We start from the raw sequence: 24,125 nt of genomic DNA, 5'->3' as shown, positions 1-24,125 counted from the left end.
TGAGCCTACTTTCGGGCTCTATTTTCGGGCACGGCGCTGCGGACGCGGCGGAGTGACGCCATCGGCCAAGCGACGGGTCCAGATAAGGAAGGCGGTATGCGCGTTCATACGGTGCTCTGGGCGGGTAGCCAAGCCTTCAACCTTCCATTCGCGCACCAGCGATTCCCACGACTTAGGCTCGGTGAAGCACTTGAGCTCGCGAATGCCTTCCATGACCTTCATCAACTGCGGCACCGTTGCCACGTAGGTCATGAAGACACCACCGGGGATGAGGAGATCGCGCACGGTCTCCAAGTGCTCCCAAGGCTCGAGCATATCGAGGATTACGCGGTCGACCGGCCCGCCCAAGTCCTCGGCGGTGACATCTCCTAAATCGCCTAGGCGCGGCGACCACCACTCGGGCTGCTCACCAAAGTATTCCTTCACGTTATCCACCGCATACTCAAGATGGTCATCGCGCACCTCATAGGAATACACGTGGCCTTCTGGGCCCACAGCTCGCAGCAGAGACATGGACAATGCACCCGAACCGGCGCCGGCCTCGAGCACGCGCGCGCCCATGAAGATATCGCCCTCTACCAAAATCTGCGCCGCATCCTTGGGATAGATCACCGCCGCTCCACGTGGCATCGACAGCACGTGGTCCACCATCAGGTGGCGGAAAAGGAGGAAGGAGGAGCCAAGGGTGGACTCGATAACCGAGCCTTCGTCCATGCCCACGATGTCATCATGGTTAATGATGCCCTTGTGGGAGTGGAACTGGCCTCCTTCTTCCAGAATGACCGTGTAATGGCGCCGCTTGGCATCGGTAAGCTGCACGCGGTCGCCGTAGGCAAAGGGGCCGGAATATGCCATGTCTCAAGACTCCTCGAGGTTGCGGTTACTATCCCACCAAGTATGCCTCAAGTGCCTGCGTGAGCCATACTTGGTCCCGCTTGCCCACCATTTCTCGCGCCGAGTGCATGGACAGCATGGGCACGCCCACATCGACAGTGTCGATGCCCAAACGCGTCGCCGTAATGGGACCGATGGTCGAGCCGCAGGGCACGTCATTATTGCCCACAAAACGCTGCACCGGTACACCGGCCCTGCCGCACGCTGTTTCCCACAGCGCCACCGTGGTGGCATCGGAGGCATAACGCTGATTGCCGTTGATCTTGGTCACCGGGCCTTTGCCGATGATCGGATGGTGCGTGGGATCGTGCTTGCTCAAGTAGTTGGGGTGCACGGAGTGCGCTGCATCGGCCGAAACACAGCTCGAGCGTGAAAACATCTGGAAACGCTCCTCCTCGTCGGCCCCCAGCGCTCGCGCCGTACGGGTAAGTACATCCGCGAGGATGGGTCCGCCCGCACCGTAGCGCGAGCTGGAGCCTACCTCTTCGTGGTCAAAGGCCATCATGACCAAGATTTCGTTGCCGTGATAGCTCTCGGCGGCCCTCTTCATCGCCTCCAACGAAGCATGTACGGAAGAAAGGTTATCCATGCGTCCGGCCGCGATAAACTGCTCCCCAGCGCCAAAGACTTCACCGCGGGCGGCGTCAGCCGTAATCAGGTTGAAAGAGGCAATGTCCCGCTTGGCGACGCCCACCTTCTCCCCCACTACCTGCAAGATGGACGCCTCTGGGTCACCGACGCTCAAAACCGGCTGCATATTGTATTGACGGTCCGGCTTGAATTCATCCTTGCGGTAAAGGTGGATCGCAAGGGAAGGGAGGCGCAGCACTGGACCAGTATTGACCAGGTGTCGCGTGCCATCCTTCGTCACAATCTGCCCGGCTACGGTCAGCTCCCGATCGAACCAGGTATGCAGTAGCGCCCCGCCATAGACCTCTACTGCCACTTGCTGCCAGCCCGCCGCCAAAAAATCCGGCGTCGGTTTAAGAACCATACCCGGCGAATCCGTATGCGACCCGACGATGCGGAACCCAGAATTCTTATCCGCGCCCTCTGGCACGTACCACGCCGCTACCGCGCCGCCGCGCACCATCACGTGGCCGCCTGGCGCAGACGACCATTCCGTGCCTTCATCCTGTACCTCAAATCCCGCCTCGCGCAGCTGGCGGGATACCTCATCGGCAGCGTGGTACGAAGAAGGAGAAGCAGCAATAAAATCTAGAAAATCTGCGGTATAACTCATACCTCCTAGCTTGCCACGAATCGCGCGGCGATAGGCTAGATACACCATGGCTACTTCATCTACTCCCCGCCCACTCGCCCTGTCGCCCTCGCGCGCGTCCGACTATAAGCAGTGCCCGTTGCTCTATCGCTTCCGCGCGATTGACAAGTTGCCCGAACCCAAGACCATCGCGCAGGTCAAAGGAACCCTTGTCCACGCCGTCCTGGAAGAAATGCACAAACTACCGCGCGAAGAGCGCACCTATCCCGCCGCGGTGAAGATGATTAAGCCTTCCTGGGCAGAGATGACTGCCAAAGACGAGGAGCTTATAGAGCTCGTGCCAGAAGAAGACACCTACGACTTCTTCGTCGCTGCCAGGGAACTGCTCAAAGGCTATTTCCAGATGGAAAATCCCCAAGGCTTTGATTGCCAGGAAACAGAGATGTACGTCAACACGGTCCTGCCCAATGGCGTCCCCGTCCGCGGCTTCATCGACCGCGTGGACCGCGCCCCAACCGGCGAGGTCCGAGTCGTGGATTATAAAACCGGCAAGAAACCACTTCCCCGCTATTCCCACGATGCACAGTTCCAGATGCGCTTTTATGCGCTGGTCTACTGGCGCATTCTAGGAACCATTCCCCACCAGTTGCGTTTGATGTATCTCAAGGTCTTGGACTCGATGTTTCTTACCCCGAACCGTGAGGAACTCGAATACTTCGAGCGCGATCTCGGCGAGCTGTGGGCCAAAATTGAGGCGGATGGGCGCGCCGGGGATTTCCGTCCGAAGCCATCCAAGCTCTGCGGCTGGTGCGCCCACCAGGATCTCTGTCCGGAGTTTGGCGGCACTCCGCCGCAGTACCCGGGCTGGCCGGGTTCCGCGGCAGATGCAAAGGACTAGCGCCCACCTGCCTAGAAAAGGCCCGAAATGGTGCCCTGCTTATCGACGTCGATATTATTCGCCGCCGGCTTTTTCGGCAGTCCCGGCATCGTCATGACGTTGCCTGTGAGCACGACGATAAATCCCGAACCGGTGCGCGGCAGTAATTCGCGGACGTGCAGCGTATGGTCTTCCGGCGCCCCCAGAGCAGAGGCATCATCGCTGAAGGAGTACTGCGTCTTAGAGATGACCACCGGCAGCTTGTCCCAGCCATTGTCCTGGATGTACTTCAGATCCTTGAGCGCCTTAGCCCCGTATTCCACACGGTCCGCGCGATAGATCTCGCGAGCGATGGTCTCGATGGAGGCCTCGATTCCCTCCTGCGGATCGTAGAGCTGCTTGGCGCCGCCCTGCAGGTTTTCCAGCAAGGTCTCTGCCAGCGTGGTAGCGCCCGCGCCGCCCTCGGCCCACACGTTGGCTTCCTCCAAGGCCACGCCGAAATCTTCAGCCCACTGCTGCATGAACTCGCGTTCTGCTTCGGTATCGGACCAGAAGAGGTTGAGCGCTACTACCGGTTTGATCCCGAACTTGCGCAGGTTTTCTACGTGGCGCTCTAGGTTGACTATGCCCGCCTTGAGGGCGTCCAGGTTTTCCTCGGTGAGCTTATCCTTGGCCACACCGCCGTTGTATTTCTGCGAGCGGATGGTGGCAACGACCACGGCGCCAGCAACATCTAGGTCGCCAAAGCGCGCCTTGATGTCGACGAACTTTTCTCCGCCTAGGTCGGAACCGAAGCCGGCCTCACTTAAGACGATATCGCCGAATTGGAGCGCGGTTTGGGTTGCCAGCAGGGAGTTGCACCCGTGCGCAATATTGGCGAATGGCCCACCGTGTACCAAGGCCGGCACGCCGCCAAGGGTCTGTACCAGGTTGGGGTTGAGGGCATCACGCATGAGCGCCGTGAGCGCCCCCTCCGCATTCAAGTCGCGCGCAGTAACAGGGCGCTGATCATAGGTGAAGCCGATGGTGATATCGCCGAGGCGCTTCTTTAGGTCATCGAGGTTCGTGGCCAAGCACAGGATTGCCATGATTTCGGAGGCCGCGGTAATGGTGAAACCGGTTTCTGCAGGCACACCGTGAGCTGGCCCGCCCAGACCGGTCACCACGTTGCGCAGGGCACGGTCGTTGACGTCCATGCACCGCTGCCACGTCACTCGTCGCGGGTCGATGCCCAAGGCGTTGCCTTGATGGATGTGGTTATCAATGATGGCGGCCAGGGTATTGGTTGCAGAGGTAATGGCGTGAAAATCGCCGGTGAAGTGAAGATTGATGTCTTCCATGGGGACGATCTGTGCATAGCCGCCGCCAGCCGCGCCGCCCTTAATGCCCATCACTGGTCCTTGGGAGGGCTCGCGCAGTGCAACGATGGCCTTCTTGCCCAACTTGTCCAGGGCGTCGGTAAGGCCAATGAGAACGGTGGACTTGCCCTCGCCGGCAGGTGTGGGCGATACACCGGTGACAAGCACCAGCTTGCCCTGGTTTTCCTTGGAATAGTCAACCTTGGTGATATCGACTTTGGCTTTGGTGGTGCCGTAGGGAATCACGGCGTCGGCAGGAATGCCTGCCTTGGCCGCGATCTCCGCGATTGGCTGCAGTTGGTGGGCTTGGGCAATTTCAACATCGGATGGCTGAGTAGTCATGTTTTTAGCCTACCGAGCCTGCGAGTTAAATAACCCGCATTTTTCTAAGAAAGTGAATTGAATCAACCAGCCCGTCCTTGCTGCGATCCAAAAAGGCGCCCTCCAGGGCGCCTTGTGGGTGGACTTGTCGTCTATCTTTTACAGGATGACGAGGCCGAATGCGTAGCCCAACAGGACAGAAACCACGATGCTGACCGTGCCTGGGATAAGGAATGGGTGGTTGAATACGGCCTTGCCGATTCGAGTCGAACCTGTATCGTCCATCTCCACCGCTGCCAGCAGCGTTGGGTAGGTCGGCAGGATGAACAGAGCCGAGACGGCCGGGAAAGCAGCGACTGCGGTAAGGGGGCTTACGCCCAGAGCCAGGGCTGCTGGCATGAGGGCCTTGGTCGTAGCGGCCTGCGAGTACAGCAGCGCTGCGGCGAAGAACAAGACCACCGCGAGCAGCCACGGCGAAGACTCAATAACGCTGCCAGCCATAGACTGAATATCGTCCATGTAGTGGTTGATAAGGCTGGTACCCAACCAAGCAACGCCCAGCACACAAATACATGCGGACATACCGGACTTAAATACCGGCGTATTGAGAACATCCCCCGCCGGGACCTTCGTCATCATGACGATGATGGTGGCCGCGGTGAGCATAACCGTCATAATGGCCTCATTACGTGGCAGGGTTGGCTCTGCAATTAGGCCGACCTGCTCCGAGGTCAGCGTGGCCCAGGCCATCACGATGACGATGGCTACCAGGAACACCAGAACAGAAGCCTTGGCACCCTTCTGCGGCTGGAAGTTCTCAGCACCCAGTGGTTGCTTAACCAGGCCTTGCGCCTTGCGCTCCTGGTACACCGGGTCATCATCTAGTTCCTTGCCAAACTTATTAGCAATCCACGCAGCCGGGAAGATAGACAGGAACGTTGCCGGAATGACGACCGCCAGCACCTGCAAATAGCCCACTCCAGCTGGTTCCAACAGGCTGGCTAGGAGAACCACTGCGGCAGAAATAGGCGAGGCACAAATTGCCATCTGAGAGGCAACTACCGCAATGGAAAGCGGGCGTGAAGGGCGAACCTTGCCTTCTTTAGCTACCTCAACAATGACCGGTAGCGTGGAGAATGCAGTGTGGCCGGTACCAGCCAGTACCGTCATCAACCACGTAACGATGGGCGCGTAGAACGTAATCCGCTTTGGGTTCTTGCGCAGAAACTTTTCTGCAATGTGCACCAGGTAGTCCATGCCACCAGCCCTCTGCATCGCGGCGATGGCGGCAATAACGGTCATGATGATACCGATGACATCGAACGGGATGTCTTCCCTAGTAACCGGGACACCGGTAAGACCAAGGGCCAGCACACCGAGGCCGCCGGCCATACCGATACCAATTGACCCAATCCTCGCGCCCAGGAAGATGGCGGCGAGAACGATGACTATATGAACAATAACCATGGACATACTCCATACGCTCTGTATGCAAACTAAGGGCACGCATCTCCATACAGAGTGCATGCCGTCCTCAACACCTTCTATTTTGCACCTGTCACGTCGATTTATTCACTCGAATTGTCCGTTTGTGTTGATTCCCACATGTATTTAGCGTCTCGTTATAAGACGGTCGGTATCCTTCTCCACATTCTCCCTGCACAGGGACGTAAAAGGAAACTAGCAACCGCCGATTCCAAACACGCAAAAGACCCCCGCGGCCTTCGCCAGATTTCCTTCTCATGAAGTGAAAGTGGCAAAGACCGTGGGGGCCTAAGATGCGGGGCGCTATGCCCTACTGCTTCTCAAAAGCCGCGACTTTAGTCCTCGTCGATGAAGAGCTGACCGCGGAACTCTGGGTGCATGAGGTTTTCAACGGACAGGACCTTGTTCAAGGTTGCTTCATCCAGCAGGCCCTTCTCCAGGACGAGTTCCTTGACGCCCTTGCCGGTCTCCAGGGACTCCTTGGCAATCAGGTCACCGTTGTGGTGGCCGATGAACGGGTTGAGGTAGGTGACGATACCGATGGAGTTTTCCACGTAGGCACGGCAGACATCCGGGTTGGCGGTGATTCCGGTGACGCACTTTTCGCGCAGGGCATCGACGGCGTTACCCATGATGCGAATGGACTGGAACAGTGCCTCGCCGATGACCGGCTCCATGACGTTGAGCTGCAGCTGACCAGCCTCAGCGGCCATGGTGACGACGTGGTCATTGCCGAAGATCTTGAAGCAGGTCTGGTTCACAACCTCCGGGATAACCGGGTTAACCTTACCCGGCATGATGGAGGAGCCGGCCTGACGGGCAGGCAGGTTGATTTCAGCCAGGCCAGCGCGTGGGCCGGAAGACAGCAGGCGCAGGTCATTACAGATCTTGGCGAGCTTCATCGCGGCGCGCTTGATGGTGGCGTGCAGCAGCACGTATGCACCACAGTCAGAGGTTGCCTCAATGAGATCGCGGGCTGTCTTCATTTCCAGGCCGGTGACCTCAGACAGAGCTGCGGTGACCTGGTGGCGGTAGCCGGCCGGGGTGTTCACGCCGGTGCCGATTGCGGTTGCGCCCAAGTTGATCTCGAGTAGGCGGCGCTGGGCATCGCGCAGCAATGCCTGCTCCTCGTTCAGGTTATTGGCAAAGCCCTTGAACTCATCACCCAAGGTCATCGGAACCGCATCCTGAAGCTGAGTACGACCCATCTTCAGGATGTCCTGGAACTCATTGCCCTTGACCTGGAATGCGGCACGCAGACCATCCATGCGCTCAATGAGGTGATCGACTGCTGCGTGCAGACCCAAGCGGAAGCCGGTCGGGTAAGCATCGTTGGTGGACTGGGACATGTTCACATCATCATTCGGGTTGATGATGTCATAGGAGCCCTTCTCCTCGCCGAGGTACTCCAGCGCAAGGTTGGCCACAACCTCGTTGGTGTTCATGTTCAGCGAGGTACCAGCACCACCCTGGAAAACGTCCAGCGGGAACTGATCCATGCAGCGACCCTCTTCCAGGATCTGGTCACAGGCCCAGATGATGGCTTCAGCCTTCTTCTTGGGCAGTACGTGCAGGCGGCGGTTTGCCATGGCGGCCGCCTTCTTGACCTGGACCATTCCGCGAATGAAGTGCGGGATGGTGTTGATGGTCACGTAAGAAATCTGGAAATTCTCCATGGCGCGTACGGTGTGCACACCGTAGTAAGCGTCAGCGGGTACCTCCAAAGAGCCAAGAAGGTCGGTCTCGGTGCGAGTCTTCTTGCTGGAGTTCTTAGGTGCCTTTTGTTCGGCCACCTTCTGCTGTGCGGCGTGAGTGGAAGTGTCAGCTTCCTTCTTCTTCACGTCCTTTGCTGCAGACTTGGTGTCCTTTTCTTCTTTCTTAGAGGACTTTGCCATGATGGCTCGGCTCCTTTGCCTGTCGAGACTTATATTCGAATGAGTAACCTCAAGCGCTAATGTTAGCCACGACTGAATCTATTTGGGCCGACCCAGAGAAATTGCTCCCCCCTAAAAGCGGGCGATGCGCAAATCGGAAGCCAAAATTGCTTCCGCTCCAAGTTGGGAAAGTCGGTCCATGACTTGGTTAGCTTGCTTCTTCGGAACCATCGCTCGCACTGCCACCCAGTCCTCACGGGCCAAAGGCGACACCGTAGGACCGGTCAATCCTGGAGTAATACCAGCGGCTGCGTCGAGGTTGGATTGAGCGATGTTGTAGTCGATCATCAGATAGGTGCGGGCGTGCAGAATTCCCTGAATGCGGTCGAGCACTACCTGCTCTTCCTCAGTGACCTCTACCCCCGTGCGCTTAATGACTACCGCCTCGGATTCAATGATCGGCTCCCCGAATGGTGCTAACCCTTGCTGGCGCAAAGTAGTACCAGTTGACACGACATCAGCAATAACATCGGCAACCCCTAGCCGGATGGAGATCTCTACGGCGCCGTCCAATCGAATAACATCGGCCTCAATCGCATGTGTGGCGAGGTTTGCGCGGACAAGATTGGGGTACGACGTCGCGATCCGCCGCCCAACCAGTTGAGAGATATCCCACTCCTCCCCTTGCGGGGCTGCGTACCGGAACGTGGACCCACCAAAGCCTAAAGGCAGCACTTCATCAAAGTTCGCTTTAGAATCAAGCGCCAAGTCCCGGCCCGTAATGCCTAGGTTTAAGACGCCGCGGGCAACATAGATGGCGATGTCTTTTGGTCGCAGGAAAAAGAACTCAACTCCGTTATCGGAATCCACTACGTTGAGCGCCTTGGAATGCCCGCGGCCCTTATAACCGGCCTCTGTAAGGATCTCCACGGCAGCTTCTGACAACGAGCCCTTATTCGGTACAGCAATCTTGATCATGCGGATCCTTCCATCCTGTGGGGTGTTGCCTAGAGGTACTTATAAAGGTCTTCAGGGGTAAGTCCGCGCTTAAGCATCATGACCTGAGTCCAATAAAGCAGCTGGGACATCTCTTCCGCCAGCTCATCGTCGGACTGATATTCTGCGGCGATCCATACTTCCCCGGCTTCTTCGATGATCTTTTTACCAATGAAATGCTCGCCTTTATCCAGCGCGGCAACGGTGCCAGAACCAGCTGGACGCTGGTCGGCCTTCTCGGCTAACTCGGCAAAAAGAGTCTCAAAGTTCTTCACGTCTACCTATTGTTCCACAGGTAGTTAGAGAATGTAGGGGAACTCTGAATTTCTACTGCCCCGCCGAAATCTTAGCGAACCACTCATATACGTCAGCGGCCTTAGCCCCAGCGAGATGCCGCGAATCGCGGAGGCGAGAAATTTCGGTGACCTCTGGCGGTATCTCAACCTGGTTATCTTCTGGCAGCCCGATCACCGCACAGCCGGCATCGACTGCGGCGCGCATGCCGGTTGCGGAATCTTCGAAAACTAAGCAATCCGCGGGATCTGCTCCGATGCGTCGGGCGGCCTCGCGGTACATATCCGGCGCTGGTTTGCCGGCGGGAACCTCATCCCCGCAGATAGTATCGACGAAATAGTCCCGCCCCAACGCAGTGATGGCAGCGTCAGCGACATTGCGCTCGGTATTCGTCGTGACCATCATGGGCACCCCATCGGCTTTCAGTTCCTGAAGCAGTGCAGGGATTCCCGGGAAGATCTCCAGCTTGCGAGCAAAAAGGCCTTTGACATAGTCAAACATTCGGGCGCGGTAACGCTCGCTGTCACCGGGTTGCAGCGTCACCCCCGCATTATCCGCGCAGATTGCCAGGGTGGTATCAAAGGTCGCGCCCACAGTAGCTAGGCGCTGGGTGGGAGTGAGCCGTTTGCCCAGCAGTTCTGAAAGATAAAATGTTGCCTCCGCCCAGAGGGGCTCCGAATTGGTGAGGGTGCCATCCATATCCCAGAAGATGGCGGCGGGCTTAGTCAGGTTGGAAGCGGCGGTGGAGTGCGGCACGAGAATAAAGCTAGCTTTCTCTTTCAGGAAGGAAATAGTGTCACCGTCTACAGTGCAAGCACACGGCGGGGAAGTGCCAGCCGCGCAGTTAGCGCGAGCTGGCACTTACTAAGGCGGAAGGGTCTGAACTAAAAGTCCAGTTCCGGAATCTGCGAGAGGGCTTCGTCGTCCGCTCCGGTGGCCGCGCTGGCGTTATAAATAAGCTCAGAGAGCTCTTCCTTTTCCTCTGGCTCGAGAACGGCATCGTGCTGAGCGCGATTAAAATCTGCCAACTTACGAACGGTCTTGGACAAGACGGTGACCAACTGTGGTCCGTCTGGATCGTCCGGAAGAGCATCCAGCCCATCGAGCATCTGCTCAAGATGGCCGCGCAGCTCTGGGAGGACGTTGGCGTCAAACGGTGCCTCCCAAAACTCCTTTTCCTCTTCCTTGAGGTAATCGCCGGTGGCGAAGGACTTCAGGTCACTAATGAACTCATCTACGGTGGGCTGGAAATCGGCGCGAATGCTCATGCTGTAGATACTGCCCTATCTTGCCTAAGCCCGCACGCCGAGGAGCGAATTTAGTGCGGTGCGAACCAAATCGGCTGCGCCGTCCTCGTCCGTGCCACGGTCGGCCTCTGCCCACTCATCCACGGCAGCGAGCGCGGCCGGGGTATCAAGGTCGTTGGCGATTGCGGCACGCAGCTTGGCGACGACCTCTTCGGCCCCAGCCATGCTTCCCGGCTGCGCCAAGGCCTCCCGCCATGCGGCGAGGCGGCGCTTAGCGCCATCGAGCACCTCGTCGGACCAGTCGCGCTCGTCGCGGTAATGGCCTGCGAATACGCCCAAGCGGATCGCGGAGGGATCTTCACCCGCTTCTACGAGCTTGTGGACGAAGACGAGGTTGCCCAAAGACTTAGACATCTTGACCCCGTCGAGGCCGATCATGCCGGTATGCACGTAGAACTGTGCCATGCGATCGACGTTGAGGGCGGCCTCGGCGTGGGCAGCGGAAAATTCATGGTGTGGGAACTTCAGGTCGCTGCCGCCACCCTGGATATCAAAGGTTGATCCCAAGCGGTTGGTGGCGATGGCGGAACATTCAATATGCCAGCCTGGGCGGCCAGGCCCAAAGGGCGACTCCCAGGCTGGTTCGCCCTCGCGGTGGGCTCGCCAGATGAGTGCGTCGAGCGGATTCTTTTTCCCTGGGCGATCGGGATCGCCGCCGCGCTCGGCAAAGAAGGTGCGCATCTCTTCGGCAGAGTAATTGGACTCATAACCAAAGTGCTCGGTGGCTTCGATGGAGGCATAGATATCTGGGTGCTCGGGGTCGTCTACGACGTAGGCCGCTCCGGCGTCGAGAAGCTTCTGTACCATTTCCACGATTTCATCGACGGCTTCCATAGCGCCGATATAGTCCTGCGGCGGGAAAACGGAGAGTAGCTCCATATCGGAGCGGAAGAGGCCAATTTGAGAAGTGCCGAGCTCGCGCCAATCTACACCGTCGCGTTCAGCACGTTCGAATAGCGGATCATCGACGTCGGTGATGTTTTGGACGTAGTGAACCTTCTTCCCGGCATCCAGGAACGCACGGTAGATGAGGTCAAAGGTCAGGTACGTGGCGGCATGGCCCAAGTGGGTGGAGTCATAGGGCGTGATGCCACACACGTACATGGTGGCGGTATCCCCTGCGACCTCTACGGGAGCGATGGTTTGGTTCGCAGAATCGTACAAGCGCAGCTGTGCCGCATCACCCGGCACAGGACGGAAGGAAGGTGTTGGCCAAGAATGCATAGCCACCATACTAACGCGGCGTGCCTTAGAGCGGCTGCAGGACTCCCAATGCCAAGAGGATCATGACGAGCACGCCGACCGGGATGCGGTAAGCGGCAAACCAAGAGAAGGAGTGGTTGCCCACAAACTTCAGCAGCCACGCAATGGAGGCGTAGCCCAGTACAAAAGCGATGCCAGTGCCGACCAGAAGCTGCAGGCCGGAGGCTGCTTGGCCGGATTCGGGAGAAAAGGCGTCGGGAAGCGAGAAAAGCCCCGAAGCCAGCACGGCTGGAATGGCGAGCAAGAAGCTAAAGCGAGTAGCCACCTCGCGGTCCAGTCCCAGGAATAGACCACCGGAAATGGTGCCGCCGGAGCGGGAGACACCCGGGATGAGCGCCAAGCATTGGCACAGGCCCATAATAATGGCGTCTTTCATGGTCAACTGGTCAAAGCTGCGTTCCTTCTTACCCAGTTTTTCTGCGGCGATGAAGACAAAGGAGAAGAGGATGAGCATTGCGGCGGTAATCCACAGGTTGCGCAGGGCGCCGCGAATCGCATCCTCGAATGCGTAGCCGATGATGCCGATGGGAATGGAACCCACGATGACCATCCACCCCATGCGCCAGTCCTGGCCACGAGAGGCCTTATCGGCCCAGCCGCGGAACCAGCCGGAGAGAATCTGCCAAATCATTGGGGCGAAATAGACCAGCACAGCCAACTCCGTTCCCAGCTGGATAACTGCGGTGAAGGACGCGCCGGCGTCGTTGCCCCAAAAAAGCTCGGAAACAATGCGCAGGTGACCGGAGGAACTTACCGGAAGAAACTCGGTAAGCCCCTGCACGATGGACAAAACAATGACCTGCGCCCAAGAAACAGCGTCAGTTGCGGTATTAGAAATCACCCGCTTCACACTACAGCCGCGCTGGGCTTCGAGTTTTTACAACGCGCGCTGTTAGGATTAGTAGCCGTGAAATCTCAATCTGGCTCCGCACTTATCCTTTCCAGTTTGCTGGCGCTGAGCGCCACCGCGTTGGCCGCCTGCCAGCCCGAAGTGGGCGTGGGCGCCGATCCAGAGACCGCGGTCAAGGGCAATGCCACCCCAGCGGTCTCCCCGGCTAAGGCGGATGCGGAAGGCACTGTGGTCGACCTTAAGGCAGACATCACTGACCTTGCCGCCTTTGATGACTCACTGGCAGTGCGCACCAAGGACGAGCTTCTCATCGGTAGCCAGAAGGATTTTGAAGGGAAGAAGGCTACCTCGCTAGACATTTCTGCGGAGTGTGGTGACCTCAGTTCTTCGGAGTCGGGCTTCGTGCTCGCTTGCCCAGATAAGGTTCTCCTCATCGATCCCGCTTCCCCGGATTCTCCCCAAGAGGTCGATATGGAAGAGGACTCCCCCGTCACCGCCGCCACCCAGCTATCCAGCGGCGAGATCTTTGCCACCTCGGCCGATTCCACCACGGTAGGCGTCTATAAAGACGGCAAGCGTGACGGAGACATCGAGGTGGAAGCCGGCTCGGACCAGCTATTGGCCGTGCCCAATTCCTCGGGTGATGACGGAGTGGTGCGCATCCACCGGGAGGATTCCACTATCCAAAACGTGGACTGGACGAATGATCGTGCGGGCGGCCGACTGCGCGTTGGCCAGGGAGTCGGCAGCATCGCGGTGGGCGATAACGGCGTGGTCCTCGCCTCCGATACCGAGGGCGGCCGCTTGGCCATCTACACCTCCGATGACGTCGTCCGCCTGCACCAATACGGCAACGTTGAGGGCACCCCATGGGGCGTAGCCTGGGATAATAAGCGCAATCTGGCGTGGGTAAGCGCCACCGATACCAATAAGGCTTATGCCTATGAAATTGGCAAAGGCGTCCCAGAGCTGCGCGGAAGTCTCTCCACCGTGCCGGATGCGCAGAATATTGCAGTGCTTGGCGACGGCACCTTTGTCGCCGCCTCCGCCACCGGCCACGGGCTGCAGTTCGTGGACACCCCGCACCTGAAAAAGGAGTCTTAACACCATGACCAGCACTATTGACCAATTGCGCGCGCAGGCTTACCAGCTTGCCTTGCGGGGCATGTTCACACTGAGCCCGGAGCGCATCCACGAAATTATCAACACTGCGCTCAGCGGACTCCAAGCCGCCGGGCCAGCCAACCGGGCCCTGGCAAAGATCCTGCCGGTCAACGATCCAGTGCTGCGCCAAGAGGTCTTCGGAGTAGAATTCCCCCGCCCGTTGGGACTTGCCGCCGGCTTCGATAAAAACGCCGCGGCTGCTGATACGTGGACTCCCATTGGCTTTGGCTTTGCAGAGTTGGGAACCGTCACCGCCCAAGCACAGCCCGGCAATCCTGCTCCGCGACTCTTCCGCCTGAAGGCCGATAAGGCCATCTTGAACCGGATGGGCTTTAACAATAAAGGTGCGGCAGCCGCCGCGGAAAACCTGCGCAAGCGTCGCTACAGCGATGTCATTGGCATCAACATTGGCAAAACCAAAGTCACCCCTGCCGAGCATGCAGTAGAAGACTACCGCCGCTCCGCGTCGGTGTTGGGCGATTTGGCAGATTTCCTGGTGGTCAACGTTTCTTCCCCGAATACCCCGGGTCTGCGCGACCTGCAAGCAGTGGAATCGCTGCGCCCCATTCTCTCCGCCGTGCAAGAATGCACCGCGGTTCCGGTGCTGGTGAAAATTGCCCCAGATCTCTCCGATGCCGACGTTGACGCCGTGGCAGACCTAGCCCTCGAACTAGGCCTCGACGGAATCGTAGCGACAAATACCACCATTTCCCGCGAGGGGCTCAAGACCTCAGCCGCCGAGGTAAAGGAGATGGGTGCCGGTGGCGTATCCGGCCCTCCGGTAGCTGAGCGCTCACTAGAGGTACTGCGCCGCCTTAATGAGCGAGTCGGCGGCCAGCTCACCCTCATCTCCGTGGGCGGCATCTCCACGCCAGAACAGGCATGGGAGCGCATCACTTCCGGTGCTTCCCTACTGCAGGGCTACACCGGTCTCATCTACGGCGGACCGGACTGGATCCGCGATATCCACCGCGGCATTGCCGCTCAAATCCGTGCCCACGGTTTGAGCAATATTTCCCAGGCCGTAGGCTCCGGCCTCCCCTGGAAGCCTTTGGATTAGTCCAGCCCAAGGCTTTTCAACACAAGGTCCGCCTACTTCTCCTGCTGCACGCGCAGAGGAAGTAGGCGGACCCTTTGTCTTTGCGGTGCTGACTAGGTCTGCGCCATAACGCTGCGCCTGAGAACCAGTGCGCACAACACCGCGAAGCCGGCGTAGAACACGACCCAATACTGTGGTTGAGCAAATAAGACATCGCCGGGCACAAAACGGCTGGCTGCAATGATCACAATGGCGATGACCAATGCGGCAACCTGCGCGCGACTTCCCGCCTGACTTTTGCTCATGGTGCTAAAGGCCCCGACGATGACCGCGGCGACAATAATCGCCCCTTTGGAATACGTCCATTCGAAAAGGGCGCCCCAGCCATCCGTGAAGACGGAGATCAACGCAAAGAGCACCAGCACGAATGCGACCACCATGAAGGCGCCGCCGACCCGCAGCGCCGTCGGCGGGCTAGGCTGCGATGAAGTAGAGCTACTCGCCATTACTTCGCCTCGTACCAGCCCCACAAAATGGCGCGGCCAAGAGCGTGGAAATGCAGGTTGAACCCAAGCACGGTCGGCGAAGCATCTGGGTCGATGTCGAGTTTTTCTACGTCGACCGCGTGGACGGCATAGAGGTAGCGGTGCGGGGCGTGTCCGGCAGGCGGGTTCGCACCGAAGTATGTGCGCTCGCCCGAATCGTTGCGCAAGCTGATGACGCCGTCAATGCCCAAGTCCTCGGCAGCGCCGGCATTGGTAGGCAGCTCGCTTACCTCGACGGGGATATTGAACGCCGCCCAATGCCAGAAACCAGACGCTGTTGGCGCATCTGGGTCGAAACAGGTCACGGCCAGGGACTTAGTGCCTTCCGGCAGTCCGGACCACGCAAGCTGCGGCGATACGCTCTCTGGGGCGCGGAGCTTTTCCTGCAGCTCGTCTCCTTCCACCACATCAGTGGACGAAAGAACGAAGGAAGGGACATCGCGCAGCGGTGCGTAAGGATCTGGACCGGGAAAGCGGGAATCATCTGCATAAGAAGTCATAGACCCATTTGTACCCCACCTCACAAGCCGATGTCGATGTGGTGTAACCGCCGCACCCTGCATATTATTTGCCGCACACGCTGAAAGCCCCCACCCAGACTTACAACCATGTATTTCCACACCTCACTAACGGTAGCTTTTTCACACCATACGCTGGCGATTTGTAAAGCAAGCATCGAGCAGGATACAGTATCGGAGTGCCCAGCCGAGAGGCTGATAAACACCCTGCCCGGGTGGCGGAATGGCAGACGCGCTAGCTTGAGGTGCTAGTGTCCTATTAACGGACGTGGGGGTTCAAGTCCCCCCTCGGGCACAGCGTTCCGGCGGTTACCACCAAGGTAGCCGCCGGATTTTTCTATTCAGTACTCCCACAAGGACTACGATCTCCCCCATGACCACACTTTTGAGTTGGGCGCGCAGCTTCGGCCATTTCCTCATGTCGCTCGCCCGGTCCGCTCGGCGGTCAATTCTCCAGTGGTCGATGCAGCGTTGGATCACCGTCCTCGCCGCCATCGTCGCCGGCGCCACCCTCCTTTATCTCTTCGATCTGCCGGACGTGGCTCAACTTCGCGGCGCCTCCACCCGCTATGGCGCGTGGTTTCCCCTCCTTTTCACCCTAGGTTATGTCATATTTACGCAGCTTCCATTTCCCCGCACGTTGTGGACGGTAGCCGCAGGAATACTTTTTGGCCCATGGAAGGGCCTCGCCCTCTCCCTGTGCGCCCTGACGGTGTCAGCGGTCCTGTCGCTCCTCATCGTCCGCACGCTCCTTGGAGACTGGATCCGCCCGCACCTAACCCACCCCGCAGTGTTTAAAATCAATGCCCACTTAGAGCGGCGCGGCTGGCTGGCCATCGCTTCGCTGCGAATGGTGGCCGGCGTGCCCTTTAGCCTCCTAAACTACGTTGCCGCCCTAACTCCGGTGAAGCTTAGCCATTTCACCGTGGCCACTCTCCTCGGTTCCATCCCGACTACTGCCCTCGGCGTCTTCTTCGGCGATGCCCTCACTGGCCACACCTCGCCCGGCATCATTGTCGCCATGGTGGCTTTTGCCGCCGTCGGTATGGGCGGGCTGTATATGGATTCGCGTCTACCCACTCGCCCATAAGTCAAGTACGAGCGGTAGACTATGTCGCAATTGGTTCCTTAAGGAGGATTTCCGTGCTTGCTGTCCACGCCCGCTACCGGGGCCGCTCCGTGCGTCGCGCAGAGTTGGTCCAACGCTCTGCAACGGCGCTATCCACCCTCAACGGTGTGGGCGAGTTCCACGTGCTCGGCGTGGAAGATATTTGCGCCGTAGTAGATTCAGCAACTGCCGTGTGCGACGTGGTCATGGCCCTGCTTGCCGACGGCGACTGGGCCATCGGCATCGGCATTAGTCCCGGAAACCAAGAAGATGAGGAAGGCGCGCGCCAGGTAGCAACCGCCGCATTGCGGAAGTCCGCCCGCATGGGGCAGGTCTACGCCAAACTCAATAAACGCGGCCGCGCTTCGGAGGCGAGCGATATCGCGGCCACCTTTGCCCTACTTGGGTACGTTCTCCACAAGCGCACCATCGAAGGCCGCGAAGCAACCTCGCTTGTCCGCGCAGGGCTCAACCAGAATGAGGCCGCCGAAGAGCTGGGGATTTCCAAGCAAGCCATGTCACAACGCCTCCAGGCGGCCGGCTGGAGCGCGGAGATGGCGGGGTGGCAGTTGGCCGTCAACCTCATTGAACGCGCCAACCTTGCCCACCCCTAGAGCAAGTCGGACTTGCTCAACTCAGGTGTAGTAACGAAGTCCACGAGGCGCTCCACGGCACCGATCAGGCTGGAGTCTAGGTCGCGAAAAGAATGCACGGCGTTATAGACATGACGCCACCCATCCTTCGGGTCGCTCCACCCTACGCGGCGGCAAATACCGGTTTTCCAATCCTCGCCGTAGGGCACATCTGGCCATTCGCGCAGTCCTACGCGCTGCGGTTTTACCGCCGCCCAGATATCGATGAAGGGGTGTCCAGTTACCAGGACATGCTCTCCCACGGTTTCCGTTAAGCGGGTTTCCTTGGAGCCTTGAACCAAGTGATCCGCCAATACTCCGACCCTGCGGCCCGGCCCCGGCTGAAACTCTGCGAGGCGCGCCTCCAAGTTGTCCAAACCCTCGAGGTATTCGACTACCACGCCTTCCACACGCAGGTCGTGACCCCACACTTTTTCCACAATGGCGGCATCATGCACGCCTTCTACCCAAATTCGCGACGGCGCGGCGACCTTAGCCTCCACGTTTTCTACGCGGCGGGAGCCGGAGTTAGACTTACGGGGAGCCTGCTTTTCGACGTACCGGGTAAGCGTCACTGGCTTGCCTTCCACTAGGAACCCGCCTTTGACAAGGTTAAAGACCCGTTCTACGCCGTGGCGATCCTCAAGGCGTACCACCTCACCGAAAACGGTTTTGTCCACGCCCATAACAGCCCCCACAAAGTCATCGCCGCGCACTTCCACTACCATTCCGCGCTCGGCTGGTACTTCCGGGTACTGGCGCGGCTTCGACCGCGAGTGGCCAGCAAAAATATCTCCGCCATAAGGATCAAAACTCATGGCCCGTTAGTCTATCTACTAGACTGGCTCGCCATGGATATGCGCGCCGAAGTATGGTCACCTTTACAAAACACCGCCGTCTGGCTTGGCTCGTGGCTATGGGGACATGAAACCACCGATGACTTGCTGGACGCGCTTACTGAGCTTGGCGGACGTCCAGAATGCTGGGACGAATCCCCCTTCGTCGATCTGCTAGCCATGCTGCGCGCGGAGACCTCCGAGCTTACGGCTCATCGCGGTGTACGTGCAGAGCCTATTGTGCGCCTCGCACTGTCCGGGCCAGGCGAGCCGCCTGCATTGCCGGCAGGATCGGAGTCTTATCGCGCGGCCGCACAAAGTTCTGCCGGGGCAATCATAGTTCGTACCAATGATCCCTTGCGTAACTTAGTCCTCATCGCCCACATTCACCACAGCCATACAGCGTGGCAAGTGGTCGTCGAAAAGCAGCAGCTCCCCGCGCCCGCCTGGCTAAGCCCCGGTGAAGCTGATGCGCTCCTCTCTCAAGCAACCAATGAGTCCGCCGATCTCATCGCCGCAACCGGGTATACCACCGAGGCCTTGCCCAACCCCCGCCTCACCGTGGGAACCCTGAGCGACTTCTATGACACACCTGGCCTTCCCCACTCAACGCCAGCTCGAGCAGCCAAGCTCTTTGCCCGAGCCGATCGGGTAGCCGCAATCATCGAAACCGTCACTGACCGCATCAATGACCACAGCCTTGACCCACAATTGCTTCGCTTGTGGCGCCACATACGCCAGGCCCGCATGACAGGCGTGTCTTATGCGCTGGGAGAATTTGCCCGTTAACGGGACCAGATATCGCAGCACCCCGCCGCACACGGTGCACCATTGACTGTGCACCCTTGCACCGTGACACTCCCGCTGGTCTCCCACTCGCGGCCGTGCTCTAGCTCATCGATGAGATCAACGACCATCTCCGCAAACCGTGGAGTCGGACCCGCTGTCCGGGTGCGCAGGACCTTGACACCCATCTCGTCTGCCGCCTTCTGCAGCTCGGAATCGAGATCCCAGATAACCTCCATATGATCAGAGATGAAGCCAATCGGACACACCACTACCGTGTCGATACCTTCGTTATGGTGAATATCTGTGGTGTGATCAACAATGTCTGGCTCGAGCCACGGAGTGCGTGGGTTGCCCGAACGTGACTGCCATACGAGGTCGTAGTCAGAAATATGTGCCTGCGACGCCACCAACCGCGACGCCTCTGCTACCTGGCGGGAGTAAAGGTTTTTATCACCTTCCACACCGCCCACGTTATCGTGCGCGACGGGAACCGAATGGGCGGTAAACAGCATGCGAGTGGATTCCTTCTTTTCTTCCGGAACCTGTCCCCAGACCTCTGTGACGGCGGCTGCCATTTCGACCACGAACTTCGGATGATCGAAGAATTGGCGAATCTTAGTAAATTCAATGTCCGGCAACCCCTGCTCCGCCAGATGCTCACGCATCTGCTGAATGTCCTCATCATATTGCCGGCATGCGGAGTACCCACCCCATGCAGAGGTAGCGAAGACGGCCACCTTGCGGACCCCGTCCTGGGACATCTTCTCCGCAGTCTCGCTGGCAAAGGGATGCCAATTTCGATTGCCAAAGTAGACTGGTAGATTATGCCCGCGTTTTTTCAGCTCCCCTTCGAGATGATCGATGATTTCGCGGTTAAGCGCATTGAGCGGACTTACACCCCCGAAGTGGTAATAATGCTCGCCCACCACTTCTAGCCGCTCGCGAGGGATACCTCGGCCTCGGGTAACGTTCTCCAAAAAAGGAACGACCTCCTCGTTTCCTTCCGGGCCACCGAAAGAAAGAACGAGGAGGGCGTCGAAGTTTTGGGCATTCTGTTGTGCGTCAGTCATGCCCTAAACCATACCAACCAAAAGTTGGAGATTAGAGAAGGCGCACGACATCGGGAGTAGCGCCACCCCAGCGAACTGGAACTACTGAAACAGTCTGACCAGACTGTGGCGCTTCAATCATTTGGCCGTCGCCTAGGTAGATAGCTACGTGCTGGCTTCCACCAGCTCCGTAGAAGATAAGGTCACCACGCTGTGCGTTCTCGCGAGGAATCTTCTTGCCCTGCTGGTACTGCGCACCAGTGTAGTGAGGAAGGTCCAGGCCGGCTGCCGCGTAGGCATACTTAACTAGTCCCGAGCAGTCGAAGCCAGACTGGCCGAAGTCGCCGAAGGAATCAGCCACGCCACCGTCTCGAAGACCGCCGGTTGGACCATTATTATCGCCGCCACCCCACACATAAGGGACGCCGACCTGAGACTCAGCGCGAGAAATCACGGCCTCGATCTGAGCGTCTCGGCCCGCGTCTGCACCAGTGGTGGTTTCCTCGGACTCAGTTACCTCATCCAATTCGGGAGCATCAACATTGGCGGCAGGTGCAGTGTTCGGACTGCCCAAACCAAGCAAGTCAGAAGAGCCCTGCATGAGGGTGCGCACATCGTCCTCATCAACGGCTGCAGCGATATCATTCGCAAGTCCGAGCGCATCGTTAACAGAGGACCCAGTGCCGAAATCGACGTTCTGGAACGTCGGAGTAGCACCCTTGTTGAGGGCGTTTCCAAAGTCCGCTTCTGGAGTAGTCTTATCCTGCTCAGCAACGGATGGAGCCTCCGGATTATCGGCAACGTCCGCACTGCCAGGAGCCTCAAGCGATCCCCGATCTACTACCTCATCCGTAAAGCCCTGAGACTTGTCCTCGGAAGTCAAGTCTTCAGAATTGACCGTAAAGGCGTTAGCCGGAGCTGCAGAATCAAGATTATCAACTTGATTTGGCGAGGTTGGAAGAGAATCCTGCTGCGAGAGCTGCATCCCGCTTGCTGCCTCCTCTTGGGGCGCAGCCTGCTGCTGGCGGGCAAAAGTGGCCTCCGCAAACCTTTGGGTAGCGTTTAGTCGCGCTTCATTCTGGGCCAGCTCCCGACGCTCCTGCGCAACCCGATTCTCGGCTTCTCGCTTTTCCTCACCGGCCTGGCGCAGCTCATCTTCCAAGCTGGCAACGTACTCTTCATTAGTGCCCGGCTCGCCGTTCACTTGTTCCAATTGGGTTCGGATCTGAGCAATACGGTCTTCCGCTCCGGAAACATCTGCTTCCGCGCGACCTAGCTCTGCCCGGGACTCCTCCACAGCGGCCTGCAGCGAATCTGCATTGGCAACCGCACGGTCAATTGCTACGTGGTCTGACTCTTGGTCCTGGACCGAACCCGGATTTGGCGTCGATACTTCATCGGCGCCTGCTGGGGCTACGGTGGAAAGTGTTGAAATGGCTGCGGTACCTGCTACTGCAGCAATGAAAGCGCGAACATGTCGAATGCGCGGAAGGCGAATGGTGGCCACTGAAATACTCCTAGTTTGGGCCCACCCTGCTCCTTTTGTGAGAGTCCACGAAGACCTCCGGACATAGGTATGCCCGGGCTCCCCGCCTGCATATTTCGCACAAACACAGGCGTTATCGCATGCCTTATTGGGTGGCCTAGGAAATCGCTTCGACTAGATATCTATAGCTACGCGAAACTATCCCCTAGCGCCCGCAGACACTAGAGCGGTAACTGGTATTGGACTGCCTACATTGGCTGAGACTTCACTCCGGGTGTGCACATTCTGTGGACGCTCAGCAGACTTAGGGCTTTCATGTTGGAACTAGAGAGAGTTGAGGACGATTGCTGCGCCGATACTGGATGACTCTAACCGCTACTGTTTCCCCACAACAGCGATATCCAGCCAACTAGTGCTCCGACAAGAGAGCCTAAAAGTCTACTTGCGTGAGTCCGACAAGTCGGCCACAAATGGTCTACAACTATTCTCTGTTCAAACAAATTCCCACGACTGCGAAATCCACTTCTATTCTTCGCTGTGCGCGACATACGCTCCAGGATGCGTCTAACAACCCGCGATTCCGTATGCCCCGATCACGTCTTCGTTGCACTGAGCACCGTGAGAACTGCTCTACGGGTTCTGGCAGACCTCGCCGCGGCGCCGACCGGAACCCAAAAGGTCTAGCCTTTTAGTACTACCGAGCCGTCGAGGGCAAGCAGCCACAAACCATGAACAGGCCGCACGAAGCTGACCCTTGTGGAGTGATTCGGCGTTCCCAGACCCTATCCCTATGGACCTCTCCGTACGCACCTTCTGCAACAACAGGCTTTCAGCCTTAGCCATATAAAGGTTCGCACCAAAATTTCCACACGGTGGAGTTCTAATGAACCCGTCTCACCTCATAAACGGAAGGTGGGTTGATGTGTAATTTTTCGAACATTGTAATCGCTCAAGTTCTTTGCCTGCGTTCCCAATCGCTATCGAAAGGTCCCGGTTCATTGACTTCCAAGAACGGCCACTCGACGTTCTAACTTTCGCTCGAGGCGTGCTTCCCCACATACCCGTGCGAGTTCTCTCGTGACAGTCAAGGCTAAGCCCATGAACCCAGGAAGCAAGAAATGTCTCCTGAGTCGACACCCGAACCTTACGTCACGACACGCCCGTTTCGCACAATTTTCCCGCAATTCACGTGAGTCAAGTTAATTCACATGACTCAACATGTGCACCTAACCTGCAATGATTTTGTTACCGTCCCGTTATTGTGACTTTAATCACTATCAAACCGGAGTCCCATACGCTCTACCAACCCCGAGTCTGACCACGACCAGGACAACTGAACCACTCCCCCACCGGATGTCAACCCCTAAGGGTTTACTTTGACCACTCCCCCGCCCCATCCACGATCCCCAATTAGGCATCCGGCTCACGCTAAGTCCAGGCCGAACTTCTGCCTCCCCAATCCGCAACCGACTCTCCCGGCACCCCGTGAGTGAACGAAACTGCGTCATCCACATTCGCCCGGAGTTCTTCAGTACACGCCTTCGGGACAGTTGCCCGAATTTTCCGCGCATCAAAGGCTCGCAAAAGTTTCACCCTCTAACGCGATACTTTCTCGAACAAACTTAATTTTCAGGTACTATTTGTCGAATTCTGGAAGGCCATGTTCCACGCTTCTCGCCCGGCTTTCATTACTGGCCGGCTCGCACCCTCAGCTTCCGTAGATCCTCTTCAACTATTAGGGCTTGCGACGGCCGGCCGCTAGGAAAGAGCCAACCAATACAATCACGGCGATTACGGCAACTGCCCCCACCACTGCGCCGACCGGGAAGCTGATTTGGTCTAGCCCCCTGTAGTACTCAGACAGAAGGTCTACTTGGTTAGCCCCAGGCGCGATCTGCGCCTGTACCGACTCAATGTCAGCGCGGCTATAAGTGTCACTAACGGAAGAAACATGGCGAGGGGTTTGTACGATGACGGTGTTTAAACCTGTCGCATCCTGGAGCTCTTGGGCAATGTCACGGACATCAGGTGTACGATCAGCCACCACATCAACCACGGCCACTCCGTCACCGTCTCGCAAGCCTTGAGCTACCTCCGCGTTGAGCTGTGCATCTTGGCTGAGCGTTGGGGACGTGTAGGCCACGCCGTCCTCTTCCAGCTGGCCTGCCAAATCAGCTACATCTACGCCCGCGGGAACCATGTGTATCTCTTCCTTATA

23 protein-coding genes and 1 tRNA gene are annotated in these 24,125 nt (G+C 58.2%); 7 read left to right on the top strand and 17 right to left on the bottom strand.

The window, feature by feature from the left end:
- Positions 1-18: 18 nt before the first annotated feature.
- Both MHY08_RS03475 and MHY08_RS03470 read right to left on the bottom strand, forming a co-directional pair.
- Positions 19-855, bottom strand: coding sequence for a tRNA (adenine-N1)-methyltransferase (locus MHY08_RS03475; protein ID WP_239235340.1), 837 nt, complete (start codon positions 853-855; stop codon positions 19-21).
- 28 nt (positions 856-883) lie between these two features.
- Positions 884-2,137, bottom strand: coding sequence for a M18 family aminopeptidase (locus MHY08_RS03470; protein WP_239235338.1), 1,254 nt, complete (start codon positions 2,135-2,137; stop codon positions 884-886).
- 46 nt (positions 2,138-2,183) lie between these two features.
- Here MHY08_RS03470 and MHY08_RS03465 point away from each other — a divergent pair, with 46 nt between their 5' ends.
- Positions 2,184-3,014: a RecB family exonuclease gene (locus MHY08_RS03465; protein WP_239235336.1), complete on the top strand. Its 831-nt coding sequence runs from the start codon at positions 2,184-2,186 to the stop codon at positions 3,012-3,014.
- Positions 3,015-3,025: 11 nt separating this feature from the next.
- Here the strand turns inward: MHY08_RS03465 and MHY08_RS03460 are convergent, their stop codons facing one another.
- From MHY08_RS03460 to MHY08_RS03420, 9 genes are all read right to left on the bottom strand, one after another.
- The gene (locus MHY08_RS03460) at positions 3,026-4,693 is read right to left on the bottom strand and encodes a formate--tetrahydrofolate ligase (protein ID WP_239235334.1); all 1,668 of its coding nucleotides are present in this window, start codon (positions 4,691-4,693) and stop codon (positions 3,026-3,028) included.
- Between the two features lie 138 nt (positions 4,694-4,831).
- Entirely contained in the window at positions 4,832-6,139 is a 1,308-nt protein-coding gene (locus tag MHY08_RS03455; RefSeq protein ID WP_239235332.1) for an anaerobic C4-dicarboxylate transporter, read from the bottom strand.
- A 353-nt stretch (positions 6,140-6,492) separates the two neighbouring features.
- Positions 6,493-8,052, bottom strand: coding sequence for an aspartate ammonia-lyase (aspA, locus tag MHY08_RS03450; RefSeq protein WP_005324790.1), 1,560 nt, complete (start codon positions 8,050-8,052; stop codon positions 6,493-6,495).
- A gap of 111 nt (positions 8,053-8,163) precedes the next feature.
- Positions 8,164-9,009: an ATP phosphoribosyltransferase gene (hisG, locus tag MHY08_RS03445; protein WP_204609054.1), complete on the bottom strand. Its 846-nt coding sequence runs from the start codon at positions 9,007-9,009 to the stop codon at positions 8,164-8,166.
- Between the two features lie 29 nt (positions 9,010-9,038).
- The gene (locus MHY08_RS03440) at positions 9,039-9,302 is read right to left on the bottom strand and encodes a phosphoribosyl-ATP diphosphatase (protein WP_204609052.1); all 264 of its coding nucleotides are present in this window, start codon (positions 9,300-9,302) and stop codon (positions 9,039-9,041) included.
- Positions 9,303-9,354: 52 nt separating this feature from the next.
- Positions 9,355-10,077, bottom strand: coding sequence for an HAD family phosphatase (locus MHY08_RS03435; protein ID WP_316971537.1), 723 nt, complete (start codon positions 10,075-10,077; stop codon positions 9,355-9,357).
- 128 nt (positions 10,078-10,205) lie between these two features.
- Entirely contained in the window at positions 10,206-10,589 is a 384-nt protein-coding gene (locus tag MHY08_RS03430; protein ID WP_005324796.1) for a hypothetical protein, read from the bottom strand.
- A 24-nt stretch (positions 10,590-10,613) separates the two neighbouring features.
- Positions 10,614-11,852 carry a cysteine--1-D-myo-inosityl 2-amino-2-deoxy-alpha-D-glucopyranoside ligase gene (gene mshC, locus MHY08_RS03425; RefSeq protein ID WP_239235329.1) on the bottom strand — a complete coding sequence of 413 codons (1,239 nt, stop codon included), beginning with the start codon at positions 11,850-11,852 and terminating at the stop codon, positions 10,614-10,616.
- Positions 11,853-11,877: 25 nt separating this feature from the next.
- Complete coding sequence (locus MHY08_RS03420) at positions 11,878-12,732, bottom strand: undecaprenyl-diphosphate phosphatase (RefSeq protein WP_239235327.1); 855 nt, start codon at positions 12,730-12,732, stop codon at positions 11,878-11,880.
- Positions 12,733-12,798: 66 nt separating this feature from the next.
- Here MHY08_RS03420 and MHY08_RS03415 point away from each other — a divergent pair, with 66 nt between their 5' ends.
- Both MHY08_RS03415 and MHY08_RS03410 read left to right on the top strand, forming a co-directional pair.
- Complete coding sequence (locus MHY08_RS03415) at positions 12,799-13,845, top strand: hypothetical protein (RefSeq protein ID WP_239235325.1); 1,047 nt, start codon at positions 12,799-12,801, stop codon at positions 13,843-13,845.
- Positions 13,846-13,849: 4 nt separating this feature from the next.
- Entirely contained in the window at positions 13,850-14,965 is a 1,116-nt protein-coding gene (locus MHY08_RS03410; protein ID WP_239235323.1) for a quinone-dependent dihydroorotate dehydrogenase, read from the top strand.
- Between the two features lie 92 nt (positions 14,966-15,057).
- On the opposite strand, the gene MHY08_RS03405 is transcribed toward MHY08_RS03410, so the two are convergent.
- Both MHY08_RS03405 and MHY08_RS03400 read right to left on the bottom strand, forming a co-directional pair.
- A complete protein-coding gene (locus tag MHY08_RS03405; RefSeq protein WP_239235321.1) occupies positions 15,058-15,450 on the bottom strand; it encodes a hypothetical protein in 393 nt (130 codons plus the stop codon).
- The gene (locus tag MHY08_RS03400; protein ID WP_005324806.1) at positions 15,450-15,989 is read right to left on the bottom strand and encodes a YbhB/YbcL family Raf kinase inhibitor-like protein; all 540 of its coding nucleotides are present in this window, start codon (positions 15,987-15,989) and stop codon (positions 15,450-15,452) included. The genes MHY08_RS03405 and MHY08_RS03400 overlap by 1 nt, the downstream gene beginning before the upstream one ends.
- 227 nt (positions 15,990-16,216) lie before the next feature.
- Here MHY08_RS03400 and MHY08_RS03395 point away from each other — a divergent pair.
- From MHY08_RS03395 to MHY08_RS03385, 3 genes are all read left to right on the top strand, one after another.
- Positions 16,217-16,302, top strand: a tRNA-Leu gene (locus tag MHY08_RS03395).
- Between the two features lie 78 nt (positions 16,303-16,380).
- Positions 16,381-17,097 carry a TVP38/TMEM64 family protein gene (locus tag MHY08_RS03390; protein ID WP_204609032.1) on the top strand — a complete coding sequence of 239 codons (717 nt, stop codon included), beginning with the start codon at positions 16,381-16,383 and terminating at the stop codon, positions 17,095-17,097.
- A 53-nt stretch (positions 17,098-17,150) separates the two neighbouring features.
- Positions 17,151-17,729, top strand: a complete 579-nt coding sequence (locus MHY08_RS03385) for a MarR family transcriptional regulator (protein WP_198493063.1) — start codon at positions 17,151-17,153, stop codon at positions 17,727-17,729.
- Here the strand turns inward: MHY08_RS03385 and MHY08_RS03380 are convergent.
- Positions 17,726-18,565, bottom strand: coding sequence for a DUF3097 domain-containing protein (locus tag MHY08_RS03380; RefSeq protein WP_239235319.1), 840 nt, complete (start codon positions 18,563-18,565; stop codon positions 17,726-17,728). The two genes, MHY08_RS03385 and MHY08_RS03380, sit on opposite strands and share 4 nt — an antisense overlap.
- Before the next feature lie 33 nt (positions 18,566-18,598).
- Here MHY08_RS03380 and MHY08_RS03375 point away from each other — a divergent pair, with 33 nt between their 5' ends.
- Positions 18,599-19,372, top strand: coding sequence for a hypothetical protein (locus MHY08_RS03375; protein WP_239228798.1), 774 nt, complete (start codon positions 18,599-18,601; stop codon positions 19,370-19,372).
- On the opposite strand, the gene MHY08_RS03370 is transcribed toward MHY08_RS03375, so the two are convergent.
- The 3 genes from MHY08_RS03370 to MHY08_RS03360 all read right to left on the bottom strand — a co-directional run bounded on the left by MHY08_RS03370 (position 19,369) and on the right by MHY08_RS03360 (position 24,107).
- Complete coding sequence (locus MHY08_RS03370) at positions 19,369-20,442, bottom strand: ferrochelatase (RefSeq protein ID WP_239235317.1); 1,074 nt, start codon at positions 20,440-20,442, stop codon at positions 19,369-19,371. The two genes, MHY08_RS03375 and MHY08_RS03370, sit on opposite strands and share 4 nt — an antisense overlap.
- 31 nt (positions 20,443-20,473) lie before the next feature.
- Positions 20,474-21,928: an NlpC/P60 family protein gene (locus MHY08_RS11730; RefSeq protein WP_239228799.1), complete on the bottom strand. Its 1,455-nt coding sequence runs from the start codon at positions 21,926-21,928 to the stop codon at positions 20,474-20,476.
- 1,714 nt (positions 21,929-23,642) lie between these two features.
- A complete protein-coding gene (locus MHY08_RS03360; RefSeq protein WP_204609022.1) occupies positions 23,643-24,107 on the bottom strand; it encodes a DUF6676 family protein in 465 nt (154 codons plus the stop codon).
- Positions 24,108-24,125 lie beyond the last annotated feature (18 nt).

The sequence above is a fragment of the Corynebacterium sp. ACRPJ genome (assembly GCF_022347345.1).
Taxonomy (GTDB): domain Bacteria; phylum Actinomycetota; class Actinomycetes; order Mycobacteriales; family Mycobacteriaceae; genus Corynebacterium; species Corynebacterium tuberculostearicum_D.
The sequence above is the reverse complement of the archived record's forward strand: the minus strand, read 5'-3'. Positions and strand labels throughout refer to the sequence as shown.

What these genes read in the sequence shown, in the direction of transcription:
- MHY08_RS03475 (WP_239235340.1), bottom strand. Translation starts at nt 855, where the DNA reads ATGGCATATTCCGGCCCCTTTGCCTACGGCGACCGCGTGCAGCTTACC.
- MHY08_RS03470 (WP_239235338.1), bottom strand. Translation starts at nt 2,137, where the DNA reads ATGAGTTATACCGCAGATTTTCTAGATTTTATTGCTGCTTCTCCTTCT.
- MHY08_RS03465 (WP_239235336.1), top strand. Translation starts at nt 2,184, where the DNA reads ATGGCTACTTCATCTACTCCCCGCCCACTCGCCCTGTCGCCCTCGCGC.
- MHY08_RS03460 (WP_239235334.1), bottom strand. Translation starts at nt 4,693, where the DNA reads ATGACTACTCAGCCATCCGATGTTGAAATTGCCCAAGCCCACCAACTG.
- MHY08_RS03455 (WP_239235332.1), bottom strand. Translation starts at nt 6,139, where the DNA reads ATGGTTATTGTTCATATAGTCATCGTTCTCGCCGCCATCTTCCTGGGC.
- aspA (WP_005324790.1), bottom strand. Translation starts at nt 8,052, where the DNA reads ATGGCAAAGTCCTCTAAGAAAGAAGAAAAGGACACCAAGTCTGCAGCA.
- hisG (WP_204609054.1), bottom strand. Translation starts at nt 9,009, where the DNA reads ATGATCAAGATTGCTGTACCGAATAAGGGCTCGTTGTCAGAAGCTGCC.
- MHY08_RS03430 (WP_005324796.1), bottom strand. Translation starts at nt 10,589, where the DNA reads ATGAGCATTCGCGCCGATTTCCAGCCCACCGTAGATGAGTTCATTAGT.
- mshC (WP_239235329.1), bottom strand. Translation starts at nt 11,852, where the DNA reads ATGCATTCTTGGCCAACACCTTCCTTCCGTCCTGTGCCGGGTGATGCG.
- MHY08_RS03410 (WP_239235323.1), top strand. Translation starts at nt 13,850, where the DNA reads ATGACCAGCACTATTGACCAATTGCGCGCGCAGGCTTACCAGCTTGCC.
- MHY08_RS03405 (WP_239235321.1), bottom strand. Translation starts at nt 15,450, where the DNA reads ATGGCGAGTAGCTCTACTTCATCGCAGCCTAGCCCGCCGACGGCGCTG.
- MHY08_RS03400 (WP_005324806.1), bottom strand. Translation starts at nt 15,989, where the DNA reads ATGACTTCTTATGCAGATGATTCCCGCTTTCCCGGTCCAGATCCTTAC.
- MHY08_RS03390 (WP_204609032.1), top strand. Translation starts at nt 16,381, where the DNA reads ATGACCACACTTTTGAGTTGGGCGCGCAGCTTCGGCCATTTCCTCATG.
- MHY08_RS03380 (WP_239235319.1), bottom strand. Translation starts at nt 18,565, where the DNA reads ATGAGTTTTGATCCTTATGGCGGAGATATTTTTGCTGGCCACTCGCGG.
- MHY08_RS03375 (WP_239228798.1), top strand. Translation starts at nt 18,599, where the DNA reads ATGGATATGCGCGCCGAAGTATGGTCACCTTTACAAAACACCGCCGTC.
- MHY08_RS03370 (WP_239235317.1), bottom strand. Translation starts at nt 20,442, where the DNA reads ATGACTGACGCACAACAGAATGCCCAAAACTTCGACGCCCTCCTCGTT.
- MHY08_RS03360 (WP_204609022.1), bottom strand. Translation starts at nt 24,107, where the DNA reads ATGGTTCCCGCGGGCGTAGATGTAGCTGATTTGGCAGGCCAGCTGGAA.